A 13116-nucleotide genomic window follows, 5' to 3' on the forward strand; every position below is an offset into this window, starting at 1 on the left:
GGAGAGACCGAAGCACATGCTCACCAAGCCGCTCGACCGTGAAGGACTGACCCACGAGAACGGCCTCGACGCGCAGCGGCTGCTGCCCTGGCCCGAGCTCAACGCCCCCTTCGAGGGGTCCTGGTGCGTGATCCGGCCCGGCACCGCGTCGACGCCGCACGCCCACCACGAGTACGAGATCTTCATCGCCGTCGCCGGCACCGCCGTCCTGGAGTCGCAGGGCGTCCGCAGGCCCTTCACGACCGGGGACATCGTGCACTTCACCCCGGGCACCGACCACCGGGTGATCAACGAGTCCGGCGAGGACTTCGAGATGTACAGCGTCTGGTGGGACCTCGACATGACGCAGCGGTTCGCAGCCCGCCACGAAGGAGTCCAGGCATGACACGCCGTACGGTCATCATCGCGCCGCCACCGACCCCCAACGGGGACCTGCACACCGGGCACCTGGCGGGTCCCTACCTCGCGGGCGACGTGTACGCACGCTACCTGCGGGCCTCGGACCGGCCGGTGATCTTCACCAGCGGTACCGACGACAGCCAGACCTACGTGGTGGCCAGCGCCGCCCGCGCCGGGCTGACCCCGGAGGAGCTGGCCCTGCGCTCCGCGACGCAGATCCGCGCCACCCTGGAGGCGGCCGGCATCTCCGTCGACGGCTTCGCCCCCTTCGACAAGGGCTACCGCCAGACCGTCATCGACTTCGTCACCGACCTCCACAGCGAGGGGGCCTTCAAGCTCAGGACGGTGCTGCTGCCGTACGTCGAGGCCACCGGCGAGTACCTGATGGAGGGCCTGGTCGCCGGCGACTGCCCGGTGTGCCTCGTGGAGAGCCGCGGCGGGCTCTGCGAGTCCTGCGGACACCCCAACAACTTCGACGAACTGCTGCGTCCGCGCTCCACCACCGACCCGGAGGCCGTGGTCACCCACCGCGAGGCGCAGATCCTCGTGCTGCCGATGGAGGAGTACCGGGACCGGCTCGCCGACTACTACGTCCGGCACCGGGACGTGCTGCGCCCGCACACCGCGCAGCTGGTCCGGGAGGCGCTGGACCGCCCGCTGCCGGACTTCCCGATCACCTACCCCACCGCGTGGGGCATTCCGGCGCCGTTCACCGAGACGCCGGGCCAGGTCCTCAACGCCTGGGCCGAGGGCATGGCCGCCTCGATGTACTGCACCTGGTACGCGGCCGAGCAGCTCGGTGAGCACACCGACCGCTTCGACGAGCACTGGCTGTCCGAGCACGGCATCGACCTCGTCTACTTCCTCGGCTTCGACAACGTCTACTTCTGGGGAATGACGCACCTGGCGCTGCTGATGGCGCACGGCGACCGGTACGTCGAGCCGCACGCCATCGTGTCGAACGAGTTCTACGAACTGGAGAACCAGAAGTTCTCCACAAGCAAAGGGCACGTGGTCTGGGCCGCCGACCTGGTCGCCGAGGTACCGCGCGACCTGGTGCGCTTCTACCTGGCGCTCACCGCGCCGGAGCACTCCCGTACGAACTTCAGCCGGGAGGCGCTCGACAGCCTGTCGGGCTCCCGGCTGGTCGATCCGTGGAACCGCCTCGCGGGCCGGCTGGACGCGCTGCTCGCCGGTGTTCCGGCGGACGCGCTGCTGCCGGTCTCCGGGACCGGTGCCCGGGAGGCGGGCATCGTCGTCGAGCGGTTCCGCTCCCACTACGAGCTGGAGAGCTTCAGCCTCCACCGGGCCGCGGACCTGATCGTCGTACACCTCGACCGGTTGCTGAAGCAGGCGGACCGGGTGGTGGCGGGCGTCCCGAGCGACCTCGGTGACCTGGTCCTCGCCGTCCGGACGCTGACCGCCTGCGCCGCTCCGCTGCTCGTCGACCTCGCGGCCCGTGCCGAGCGGGCCGGCGCCGATCTGAGCCTGCCGGCCGGCGGTTTCCCTGCCGACCCCGTCGCCCCGCTGCGACTTCCCCTCCTGTCGACCACGGCCCTGGCCTTCGCGCCCCTGGCCGAGCCGGCCGACATCCGAGCCTGACCTCCGAGGAGCACTGTGTCCACGATCGCCCCGCCCCGTCCCAACCGGGCAGAACGACTTCTCATCCCCGCGACCTTCATCACCAACCTCGGCAACGGCATCCAGCTCACCGCCGCCTCGTACCTGGTCTTCACCGAGGCCAACACCATGCTCGCGGTCAGCTGGCTGATGATCGCCGTCACCATCCCGCAGGTGGCGCTGTCCCTCTTCTTCGGCAAGCTCGCCGACCGCTTCGACCGCCGCACCCTGGCGATGATCTCCGACCTGGCGAGCGCGGCCGCCGCGATCGGTCTGCCGGTCTGGCTGGCCCTCGGCGGCAACCCCTCGACCGTCAGCTACGTGGCGAGCTTCGTCCTGTCGATCTCCGCGGCCCTCTTCTTCCCGGCCAGCAACGCCCTGATCAAGGAGCGCATCCCGGAGTCGCGGCTCGCCCAGTTCAACGGCAACGCCGAGATCGCCATCCAGGCCGGCACGCTCGCCTCGGCGGCCCTCGGCGGCTGGGTGATCGTCTGGGTCGGCACCACGTCGCTCTTCTACTTCAACGCGATCACGTTCCTGCTCTCCGCCGCCCTGCTGTTCTTCATCGGCCGCCGTCCGGCCGGTCAGGGCACCAGCGCCCCGGAGGCCGCTGCCAAGGCCGCCGCGGCGGTCGCAGCGTCCGGGTCCCGTCCGCCGCTGGCCCGGCTCGCGCTGCTCTACATCATCGGCAACATCGTGATCATCGTCGGCAACAGCATCATGCTGGTCCTGGTCATCGAGGGCTTCAAGTCCAACGCCGGCTACCTCGGCATCGTCGACGCCCTGTTCGGCATCGGTGCGCTGTTCGCGGCCTGGGCCTTCAAGAAGATCAGTTCCAAGGCCACCGTGCTGAAGACGGCCCTCATCGGCTACCTCGCCTTCGCGGTGCTGCTGTCCCTGGAGTCCGTCCACCTCTACGCCATGATGGCCGTCATCCCGTTCGCCGCCATCGCCTTCTGCGTGGCACGCATCTCGGCCCGCACCGCCCTGATGAGCGCGGCGCCCGAGGAGAAGACGGGCTTCGTGTTCGGCGCCACCAACGCCTTCGGCCTCGCCGCCGGCACCACCGCCGTCGTCCTGATCTCGCTGCTGGTCGACTCCACCCACGTGAAGAACGGCTTCTACGCCCTCTCCGCCCTGGTCGTCGTCATCTCCACGCTCACCGTCATCTCGCTGCGGAAGCACGACCGTGAGGTCGCCGCCGCCGCCGAGACCGTGTCCGAGCCGGCCGCCGAGGTCACCGAAGCCGCCGAGCCCGTCCCGGCCAAGGTCTGAGGGGGGAAGCGGAGATGAAGCTGCTCGCCATCGAAGCAAGCCAGAACGCCACCTACTACGTCTCGCGCTACCAGCAGATCGAGGCCCTCGGGGCCGAGGTCCACGTCCTCAACGGCATCGGCACGGAGGACTTCTGGGACGCGGACCGCTACCGGATCGCCGGCTCCAAGCACATCGAGGACATCGTCACCGCCGCCAAGTCCTGGCACGCGGAGGAGGAGTTCGAGGGGGTCCTGACCTTCTCGGAGTCCGGCGTCGTCACCGTGGCGGTCGTCACCGAGGCGCTCGGACTGCCGTCCATCGGGTTCGAAGCCGCCCGGACCAGCCGCAACAAGCTGCTGATGCGCCAGGCCCACGAGCGCGGCGGGGCGGCGCACCCCGGATTCCGGTACGCCCCCGACGTCGAGGCCGCCCTGACGGCCGGCGAGGAGCTCGGCTACCCGCTGATCCTCAAGCCCACCCTCGGCGCCGCCAGCAACTTCGTGTTCAAGGTCGACGACCCCGAGGAGATGCGGGCCCGCTTCGCGGACGCCACCTCGGGCATCGAGACCATGACCTGGGCCCTGATGGAAGCCGACGGACTGGACCTCGGCCCCCACGGGATCATCGTCGAGGGCTACCTCGACGGCCACGAGCACCTGATCGAGGCGCTGGCCTGGGACGACGAGGTGTACCTGGGCTCCATCGTGGACCGGATCACCGTCGAGAGCGGCACCTTCGACGACGACGTCCACCACGCGCCGAGCTCCCTGACCCCCGAGCAGATCGCCGCGGTCCACGAGGTGGTCCGGGACGCGGCCCACGCCCAGGGCCTGCGCCGGTCCGTGCTGCACGCCGAGGTGAGGTTCCACCAGGGCAGGCCCTTCATCCTGGAGATCGCCATCCGCCCCGGCGGCGGCGGACTCGACCACATGGCGCGGATCAGCGCCGGCCACGACCCCATCCGGTGCGTGGCGGACGTGGCCCGCGGCATCCGGCCCGACGTCTCGCACTACGCGCCGACCGGTGTGCACACCGCCGCGATGTGCCTGATCAGCGGGGCGGGGACGGTCGAGTCCATCGAGGTGCCGACCGAGGTCGCCGAGGACCCCGCGCTGTTCTTCCTCAAGATCACGGCCACGGCGGGAACGGTCGTCAAGCGGCCGCCGGCGGGCAACAACATCCTCGGCTTCATCGGGGCCACCGGCACCTCCCTGACGGAGGCGCTGACCACCGCGCACGTCGCGGCCGGCCGCATCCGTACCGAGATGAGGCCCGAGCATGGCTGAGGTCGCGCGGCGTACGGCCACCCGGCGGCACTACCTGATGTGCCGGCCGACCCACTTCGAGGTGACCTACACGATCAACCCGTGGATGGATCCCCGGAAGCCGATGGACGCCGGGCTGGCGCTGGCCCAGTGGGAGCGGGTCCGTGACCTCTACCTCGGGTTCGGACATCAGGTCTCCTTCATCGACCCGGTCCCCGGCCTGCCGGACATGGTGTTCTCCGCCAACGGCGCCACCGTGGTCGACGGCAAGGTCCTGATCGCGAAGTTCCGCCACCAGGAGCGCGCGGCCGAGGCCGACGCCTACCGGGCCTGGTTCGAGGAGCACGGTCACTGCGGCCTGCGCGTCCCGGAGTACGTCAACGAAGGCGAGGGCGACTTCGCCCCCGCCGGCCGGCGGATCCTGGCCGGCGCGGGATTCCGCAGCGACCCCGGCGCGGTCGCGGAGCTCCGCGCGTTCTTCGGTCTGCCCGTGACCGGCCTGACCCTGACCGACCCCCGCTTCTACCACCTCGACACCGCGCTGTTCGTCCTCGACGACGACCTGGTGGCGTACTACCCCGCCGCCTTCTCCGAGGAGAGCCAGGAGGAGCTGCGCCGGCTCTACCCGGACGCGGTCATCGCCACCCGCGAGGACGCCGACGCCTTCGGCCTGAACGCGGTCAGCGACGGACTGAACGTGGTGGTGACGGAGACCGCCACCCACCTGATCGGTGAGCTGCGCGAGCGCGGCTTCGAGGTGCACGGCGTGGACATGTCCGAACTGCTGAAGGCCGGTGGCGCGGTCAAATGCATCACCCAGGAGATACGGCGCCCGTGATCGATTACGACGGCAGAAGTTTCCGCAACACCGGATACCCGGCGGGCGAGGACGCCCCCGTCGGCCACTACCGCCAGGACGGCGACCTGCTCTGGGCCGACTTCGACGGAGGCCCCGTCCGCAGGGGCTCGCTGAACGGGCGCGTGGAGCCCGACGGGAACCTCGAATTCGCCTACACGATGGTCCTCGCGGACGGCGAGGTGGTCGCAGGACGGTGCTGGAGCACCCCCGAGTTCCTGGACGACGGACGGATCCGGCTCAACGAGCGCTGGGAGCGCTACGGAGCCCACGCGGACAGCGGTGAATCCGCACTGGAGGAGGTAAGGACATGACCGCGCCCACCACCCCGCTCCGCGGGGGCAGCGTGACCTGGGCCTGCACCAGCGGCTTCAGCCCGGTCTTCATCTTCCCCTTCACCCCGGGCGAGTACTACGGGGTGGCCAACCTGCACGAGTTCCAGACGCTGATGTACCGCCCGCTGTACTGGTACGGCACCGGAGGCCGGCCGACGGTCGACTACGAGCGCAGCCTCGCCGAGCCCCCGCGGTGGAGCGAGGACGGCCGCACGGCGACGATCACGATCAAGCCCTACACGTGGTCGAACGGCGAGACGGTCAACGCCGACAACGTGATGCTGTGGATGCACCTGCTGGAGGCCGAGAAGGACCGCTTCGGGGGGTACACGCCCGGCTTCTTCCCGGACAACCTGACCGGCTACGAGAAGGTCGCCGAGGACGAGGTGAGCTTCACCTTCGACCGCGCCTACTCCCGCAACTGGGTGCTGATGAACCAGTTCAGCACCATCACCCCGCTGCCGAAGGCCTGGGACCGCACCGCCGACGACCGGCCGGCCGACGCCACCCACGACCCGTCCCAGGCCTCCGCCGTCTACGCGTACCTGCGGGCCTGCAACGACGAACGCAAGGGATGGGACACCAGCCCCGTCTGGAGCGTGGTCAACGGACCCTGGAAGCTGAGCAGTTACACCATCGACGGGGTCTCGGGCGACGCCGTCCTGGTTCCCAACGAGAGCTACTCCGGCGCCGACAAGCCCTACCTGGACGAGTTCCGGCTGGTGCCCACCGGCTCGGACACCGAGCAGTACGAGATGCTCCGCCGCGGCCCCGCGGCACTGGACGGCGTACAGATCGGCTTCCTGCCCTTCGACGAGGTCACCGAGCCGGCCGAGGACCCGGTGGCCGGCGGGCCCAACCCGCTCGGCGAGCACTACGACCTCGTCCCCCAGCTCACCTACAAGATCCATTACTTCCCGATCAACTTCAACAACCCCACCGTCGCCGGAAAGATCTTCAAGCAGCTCTACTTCCGCCAGGCACTGCAGTCCTGCCTCGACTCCCGCGGGGCCATCCGCGACGTCTACAAGGGCTACGGCTACCCGACCACCGGGCCCGTCCCGGTCCTGCCGGACAGCCCGCTGCTCTCACCCGCCGCGCACGAGGACCCGTACCCCTTCGACGTCGGGGCGGCCCGCGCCTTCCTGACCGAGAACGGCTGGGACACCAGCACCACCCCCGCCACCTGCCTCCGCGAGGGCACCGGGCCCGGAGAGGCGGGCGAGGGCATCCCGGCCGGCACCCCGCTGCGGTTCTCGATGCGCTACGCCCAGGGGCACGAGACCCTCACCGCGGTCATGCGCAAGTTCGCCGCCGACGCCGCCGAGGCGGGCATCGAGATCGTGCTGACCGAGGTCGAGGCGAGCGTCCTGGTCCTGGAGGACACCACCTGCACCCCCGGCCCCGACAGCCCCTGCCTGTGGGAGTTCAGCGACTGGAACGGCGGCTGGGGCTACGGACCCGGCTTCTACCCGACCGGCGAGGCCCTCTACTCGACCGGCTCCTCGGTGAACTTCGGCAGCTACAGCGACCCGAAGGCGGACGAGCTGATCGCCCGCACCGTGGTCAGCGACGACCTGGAGGACCTGTACGCCTACCAGGACTACATCGCGCAGCAGGTCCCGGTCGTCTGGATGCCCAACTTCCCCTTCCGTCTGCTGGAGGTGGCCAACAACCTGAAGGGCGTGGCTCCGGTCAACCCCTTCGGACTGATCACCCCCGAGGACTGGTACTACGTCGGCGAGGTGCTCTGATGTACCAGCGGCTGATCGGACTCCTCGACAGCAGCCAGGCCCGCTACCGGCTGATCGACCACGTGGCCGAGGGCCGGACCGATCTGGCGAGCGTCCTGCGCGGCCACCCGCTGGAGCAGGCCGCCAAGTGCATCGTCGTCCGCGTGAGCATCACCAAGCGGGTCGGCAAGTACGTGCTCGCGGTGGTGCCCGGTGACCGGCAGGTCGACCTGGAGGCGGTCGGGGCACTGTTCGGCGGCGGGCGGACCGCGTTCGCCACGCCCGAGATCGCCGAGCGCCTGGCCGGCAGTGTCTGCGGCACGGTGATGCCGCTCAGCTTCCACCCCGACCTGCACCTCGTCGTCGACGAGGGGCTCGTCCTCACCGAAGAGATCTACTTCAACGCGGCCCGCCTGGACCGCTCCGTGGCCCTGTCCACCCCCGACTACCTGGCCATCGCCCAGCCGCAGCTCGCGGCGATCGCGACGGCAGGCGACCGGGTCCTGACCCACTCAGCGAGGTGACCGAGATGACCGACGACACCAACCCGGCCGACGACGGCGTGGTGATCCTGGTCGGCAGCGGACAGCGCGCCTACCGCGAGTACCTGCTCGCGGGGGCCGCCCGGCGCCGCCCGATCTGGATCCTGGACGCGGTCGACCCGACCTGGCAGGAGCAGTACGTACTCGGCTCCACCACGGTGGAACTGCTCGACCGCGCCCGCCTGGTGCCCGACACGGAAGGCCTGGTCAAAGCCGCCGAGGCGGTCGCCGCCGAGCACCGTGTGGTCGGTGTGTTCAGCTACGACGAGACGCTGGTGGTGACCTGCGCACTGATCGCCGAGCGGCTCGGACTGCCCGGCCTGACCTCGCGCGGCGCCGACAACTGCCGCAACAAGCACAACACCCGGCAGCTGCTCACCGCCGCCGGACTGCCCCAGCCGCGCTTCGCCTACGTGACCGACGCCGGGACGGCCCTCGCCACCGCCGACTCCTTCGGCTATCCGGTCGTCCTCAAGCCCCGCGGCATGGGCGCGAGCATCGGCGTCATCCGGGTCGACGGCCCGGAGGGCGTCCGCGAGGCCTTCGAGGTCGCCGACGCCGCCGGCCGCGGCGGGAACAGCGACTACGAGGGCGGCGCACTGGTCGAGGAGTGCGTCATGGGCCCCGAGATCAGCATCGACGGACTGGTCTTCGACGGCGACTGGACCCCGCTCTTCCTCGCGCGCAAGGAGGTGGGCCTCGCGCCGTACTTCGAGGAGACCGGCCACGTGGTCAGCGCCACCGACCCGCTGCTCGCCGACGCGGAGCTGCTGGGCGTCCTGCGGGACGCCCACCGGGAACTGGGCATCGATTACGGGATCACCCACACCGAGGTGAAGCTCACCACCCGCGGCCCGGTGATCATCGAGGTGAACGCCCGCCTCGGCGGCGACCTCATCCCCTACCTCGGCAGCCTCGCCACCGGCGTGGAGCCCGGGGAGCTGGCCGCGGACGTGGCCGCCGGCGTCCGCCCCGAGTGGACCCCGACCGAGTCCCGCACCGTCGGGATCCGCTTCCTGTACCCGCCGGAGAACGGAACGGTCCGCTCGGTCGACGTACCCGCCCCCACGGACGTACCGGGACTGCTGGAGACGAACGTGATGGTGGCGCCCGGGGTGACCCTGCTCCTGCCGCCCGAGGGCTACCTCAGCCGGTACGCCAACCTGATCTGCGCCGGGGACACCTTCCTGAGCTGCGAGGAGTCCCTCGCCAAAGCGGCCGCACTGACCACCGTCGTCCTCGCCGGCTGACCCGCCGGCCCAACGAGAACCGAAGGGAGGGGTGTGATGCCGACGAGGGTGACGGTAGTGGGCGGCGGAGTGATCGCCCTGCTCACGGCGGTCGAGTGCGTGCTCGACGGACACAAGGTCACGGTCGTGGACCAAGGCCCCATCCCGCACAGCAGAGCCACCTCTTTCGACCAGCACCGGATCCTGCGGGCCCTGCACCCGGCGGATCCGAGGACCACGGCGGCCGCCCTGCGGGCGCACCGCCGCTGGGTCGAACTGGAGGAACTGTTCCTGACGCGCTTCTACGAGCAGGTCGGCTCCCTGACCGTCCTGCCGCCCGCTGCCGCGACGGACGCGGCGGCGATGCTCACCGAAGCAGGCGGCCACGCGAGGGAACTGACGGCGGCCGGCCTGGCCGACCGCTATCCGCACCTGCACGTGGGCGGCGGCCTCGGCGCGGTACTGGAGGACGAGGCGGGCGTACTGCTCGCCGAGCGGGTCCTCGCCGCCTGCGTCGGCTGGCTGAAGTGGCAGCGGGGCATCGAGCTGATCGAGCACCGGGCCGCGACCGCCGTCGACGGCGAGAGCGGCAGCGTACGACTGGTGGACGGACGGGTGCTGCGCGGCGACGCCGTCCTGGTGGCCGTGGGGCCCTGGTCCCGTGACCTGCTGCCGCAGCACGTGGCCGGGCAGCTGACCCTGTACCGGCAGTCCCTCCTCTACTGCCGGGTGCCCCGGCAGCAGTCGGGGGCCTGGGCGGCCACCCCGGCGATACCGGCCCTCGGCACCGCGGGCGGCGCCTGGCTGATCCCGCCGGTGGCGGGCACGGCCCTCAAGCTCACCTCGGCCACCGCCTGCCGGGTGGCCGACGCGATCACCGACCACACCACCGACCCGTACTGGCAGCGCAGGCTGGAGAAGGAGTTCGGGGACATCCTCCCCGGGTTCGGCCCGGCCTGGGTCACCGCGGCCAAGGACGCCTACTACTCGGCCTTCGCCCCGACCGGCGGCCCGCTGCTGGTCGCCCTGGGCGGCTCGGGATTCGCGTACGCGGCCTGCGGTGGGACATCCTTCAAGTTCGCGCCGCTCATCGCGCGGTCGCTGGCCGACCGGCTGATCGGCAGGACTCCGTCGCCGACCGGCCTCGGTGCCCTCGACGGGCCACCGCTGGACGTCCACACCCCGCAGCTCGCGGGCCGGTGAGCGGCGGCCGGATGAGCGAGGAGCGAACCGTGGTGACGGTGGACGACGTACGGCGGCTCGCCATGGCCCTGCCGAGGACCGAGGAACACCTGATCCGGGACCGGGTGAAGTTCCGGATCGGCGGCATCGTCTATCTCGCGCTGTCCCGGGACGAGAGCGAACTGGGCTTCGCGTTCCCCAAGGAGGAACGGGCGGCGCTCGTCGCCGCCGAGCCGGAGAAGTTCTTCCTGCCCCGCGAGTCCGATCTGCGCTTCCACTGGGTGGAGGCCCGGCTGGCGGCCCTGGACGCCGAGGAGCTGGCGGGACTGGTCACCGAGGCCTGGCGGATGGTGGTGCCCGCGAAGGTCGCCCGCGCCCATCTGGATCCGCCGGCCGCGCCGCCGCTCCCGCCCGCGCCGTCCCTGGCCGAACTGTCCGCCTCGGCGGAGGTCTTCAACGGCTTCGCGGGCGCGGACCGCAGCTGGCAGGCGCTGCGCGAGGAGACCGGCCACGCCCTCGACCTCTCGCTCGCCGCGCACCGGACGGCCCTGCACCGCTGGCTGAACTCCTGGGGCTGCCGCATCCGTTACCCGCGCGAGGGCGAGCCCGACACCTTCGGAGCGGGGCTCGCCGCGTGGGGGGAGCGGCACACGCTGGCGCACACACCGCTGGCCCGGCTCACCCCGCGCGAGATCTCCCGGTTCGCCGCCGCCTACGAGGAGCTGGCCGCGCTGCCGATCGGCCGCCGCAGCCTCGGCCCGACCGCCGCGGCCAAGGCGTTGTACGCGCTGCGTCCCGACTCGGTCATGCCGTGGGACGCGGCCATCGCCCAGCGGCTGTACGGGGTCCGGGACGGGGCCGCCTTCGCCCGTCACCTGGAACTCGGCCGGAGCTGGGCGCGTGCGGCGCTGGAGGAGGGCGGCGGTCTCGGCGAGGCGGCCCTGTGCGCCCGGATCGGCCGGCCCGGGGTGTCCCTCGCCAAGATCCTCGACGAGCACCTCTACGTCACCATCACCCACAGGTCCTGACCGGTGCGGGAGGGCCCGGGACTACCCCGGCTGCCGCGCGTGCACACGGCCCCGCGCCGCCGCCGCGGGCACGGGAGCGGGAGACGGGTCCTCCTCCGTCGGGTCCGGCTGCGTCAGCGCGTACGCCCGCGCCATCGGCGTCAGTCCGTACTGCCCGGGCAGGTCGCAGTGGTCGAGCAGTCCCGCGTCGAGGAGCCGTTCGAGGAGGTCCTCCACCGGCTGCGCGGACCGCTCGACCAGCAGGGCGAGCGCGTCCGCGGACTCGTACACCACGTTGTCCACGGAGGGCGGGTTGTCGGAGCCGGCGAACTGGCGCAGCATCAGCCGCGCCCACGGGGTCAGCAGCCGGTAGGCGCTGTCGAGACGGCTGCTCAGCGCGTCGTCCCCGATCTGCAGCCGGGCCAGGAAACGGCCGGGTGCCCGCTGCCCGACGCGCCTGCCGAAGCCGCCCGGCCCGCCCGGCCCGTCTCCGAGCAGTTCGGACACGGCGTCCTGGAGCATCCACTCGGGGCGGGCCGCGAGGCGCCGGCCGGCCAGGTTGAGCGCGAGCGGCAGGTCCCCGCAGGCATCGGCGAGGCGCAGGCACGCGCGCGGCTCGCTGCCGACCCGGTCGCCGCCGAGCAGCTGCGCGAGCAGTTCCATCGACTCGTCGCGGTCCAGTGCGGGGAGCCGGATCCGGCCAATTCCGTCGAGGCCCAGTAGACGGGACCGGCTGGTGATGATGATGCGGCTCTCGGGCGCCGCGATGAGAAGTTCCCTGATCTGCCGCTCGTGCTGGACGCCGTCCAGCACGACGAGCAGCCGCCGGCGGTTGAGGAGCGATCGGTACAGGCCAATTCTCTGACCGGGATCGTTCGGGATCCGGTCGGCGGGGATGCCGAGCGCCTCCAGGAAACCGCCCGCGATTCCGGCGGCGTCCTTCCGCCCGTCCGCGGCCGGGTCGAGGTTCGCGTAGAGCTGCCCGTCGGGCAGGTTCACGGCCAGTTCGTGGGCGAGCCGCAGGGCGAAGGCCGTCTTCCCCGCACCGACCTGACCGCTGATCACCAAGGGTGCCGCGGGGCGCTGCCCGTCGTAGGAGGGAGCGGTCAGGGCCCGCGCCCGCTGGAGCAGCTCACGCCGTCCCACCAGGGGCTGGGCCTCCATCGGCAGCTGCGAGGGCGGCGGCAGCACGGCGCGTACGTCGGCCGCGCGCAGCTCGTTCTCCTGGTGCTGCTGCACGGCTTTGACCGCCGGACGGGCGGTTCCGTCGTCCCCGTCGGCGCGTGCCGCCTCGTGCCAGCGGCGTTCCCAGCTGGCGCGGTCACCGCCGCAGGCCTCGGCGAAGGCGAGGGCCACCTGAAGCGTCGGGAGCCGGTAGCCGGCGGCCGCGTCGGAGAGCACGGACGCGGAGAACATGGCCCGGGTGGCCATGTCGCGGTAGCCGGGACTGCCGGCCGCGGTACGCAGCCTGCGCAACTCCCGGGCGAACGCGGTGACCGGTCCGGCGTCGGGGGCCAGCGGTCTCTCCAGTCTTCCCACAGCCTGCTCCTTCGGTACTCGCTCCGTGTGCCGCCTGCTCCGGGCCGCCCATGAACTGTCGGTGTCGCCCTTCCTGATCTGCTACCGGATGCTTACCGCGTGCGAGGGGTAACCCCTATGATCCGGTTGACATGGCCTGGCCAGGGGCCTTG

At 71.4% G+C, this 13116-nt stretch carries 12 protein-coding genes; 11 read left to right on the plus strand and 1 reads right to left on the minus strand.

Annotated elements, in window-relative coordinates:
- Nucleotides 1-16 precede the first annotated feature (16 nt).
- The 11 genes from DEJ51_RS16620 to DEJ51_RS16670 are packed head-to-tail and all read left to right on the plus strand — an operon-like array spanning nt 17 to nt 11446.
- Nucleotides 17-385 carry a cupin domain-containing protein gene (locus DEJ51_RS16620; protein WP_150258268.1) on the plus strand — a complete coding sequence of 123 codons (369 nt, stop codon included), beginning with the start codon at nt 17-19 and terminating at the stop codon, nt 383-385.
- Complete coding sequence (locus DEJ51_RS16625; RefSeq protein WP_150258269.1) at nt 382-2001, plus strand: class I tRNA ligase family protein; 1620 nt, start codon at nt 382-384, stop codon at nt 1999-2001. The genes DEJ51_RS16620 and DEJ51_RS16625 overlap by 4 nt, the downstream gene beginning before the upstream one ends.
- A 15-nt stretch (nt 2002-2016) precedes the next feature.
- Complete coding sequence (locus DEJ51_RS16630; protein WP_150258270.1) at nt 2017-3294, plus strand: MFS transporter; 1278 nt, start codon at nt 2017-2019, stop codon at nt 3292-3294.
- A gap of 14 nt (nt 3295-3308) precedes the next feature.
- Nucleotides 3309-4562, plus strand: coding sequence for an ATP-grasp domain-containing protein (locus tag DEJ51_RS16635; protein WP_150258271.1), 1254 nt, complete (start codon nt 3309-3311; stop codon nt 4560-4562).
- On the plus strand, nt 4555-5379 hold the full coding sequence (gene ddaH, locus DEJ51_RS16640) for a dimethylargininase (RefSeq protein WP_150258272.1): 825 nt from the start codon (nt 4555-4557) through the stop codon (nt 5377-5379). Before DEJ51_RS16635 ends, ddaH begins: the two co-directional genes overlap by 8 nt.
- Entirely contained in the window at nt 5376-5711 is a 336-nt protein-coding gene (locus DEJ51_RS16645; RefSeq protein ID WP_150258273.1) for a hypothetical protein, read from the plus strand. Before ddaH ends, DEJ51_RS16645 begins: the two co-directional genes overlap by 4 nt.
- A complete protein-coding gene (locus DEJ51_RS16650) occupies nt 5708-7486 on the plus strand; it encodes an ABC transporter substrate-binding protein (protein ID WP_150258274.1) in 1779 nt (592 codons plus the stop codon). The genes DEJ51_RS16645 and DEJ51_RS16650 overlap by 4 nt, the downstream gene beginning before the upstream one ends.
- The gene (locus tag DEJ51_RS16655; protein ID WP_150258275.1) at nt 7486-7989 is read left to right on the plus strand and encodes a YbaK/EbsC family protein; all 504 of its coding nucleotides are present in this window, start codon (nt 7486-7488) and stop codon (nt 7987-7989) included. Before DEJ51_RS16650 ends, DEJ51_RS16655 begins: the two co-directional genes overlap by 1 nt.
- A gap of 5 nt (nt 7990-7994) precedes the next feature.
- On the plus strand, nt 7995-9257 hold the full coding sequence (locus DEJ51_RS16660; RefSeq protein WP_150258276.1) for an ATP-grasp domain-containing protein: 1263 nt from the start codon (nt 7995-7997) through the stop codon (nt 9255-9257).
- Between the two features lie 36 nt (nt 9258-9293).
- Complete coding sequence (locus DEJ51_RS16665) at nt 9294-10439, plus strand: NAD(P)/FAD-dependent oxidoreductase (RefSeq protein WP_150258277.1); 1146 nt, start codon at nt 9294-9296, stop codon at nt 10437-10439.
- Nucleotides 10440-10450: 11 nt separating this feature from the next.
- Nucleotides 10451-11446, plus strand: coding sequence for an MmcQ/YjbR family DNA-binding protein (locus DEJ51_RS16670; RefSeq protein ID WP_223835835.1), 996 nt, complete (start codon nt 10451-10453; stop codon nt 11444-11446).
- Between the two features lie 21 nt (nt 11447-11467).
- Here the strand turns inward: DEJ51_RS16670 and DEJ51_RS16675 are convergent, their stop codons facing one another.
- Complete coding sequence (locus DEJ51_RS16675) at nt 11468-12964, minus strand: NB-ARC domain-containing protein (RefSeq protein ID WP_150258278.1); 1497 nt, start codon at nt 12962-12964, stop codon at nt 11468-11470.
- Between the last annotated feature and the right edge of the window lie 152 nt (nt 12965-13116).

Source organism: Streptomyces venezuelae, assembly GCF_008642275.1.
In the GTDB taxonomy this organism is placed as follows: Bacteria; Actinomycetota; Actinomycetes; order Streptomycetales; family Streptomycetaceae; genus Streptomyces; species Streptomyces venezuelae_E.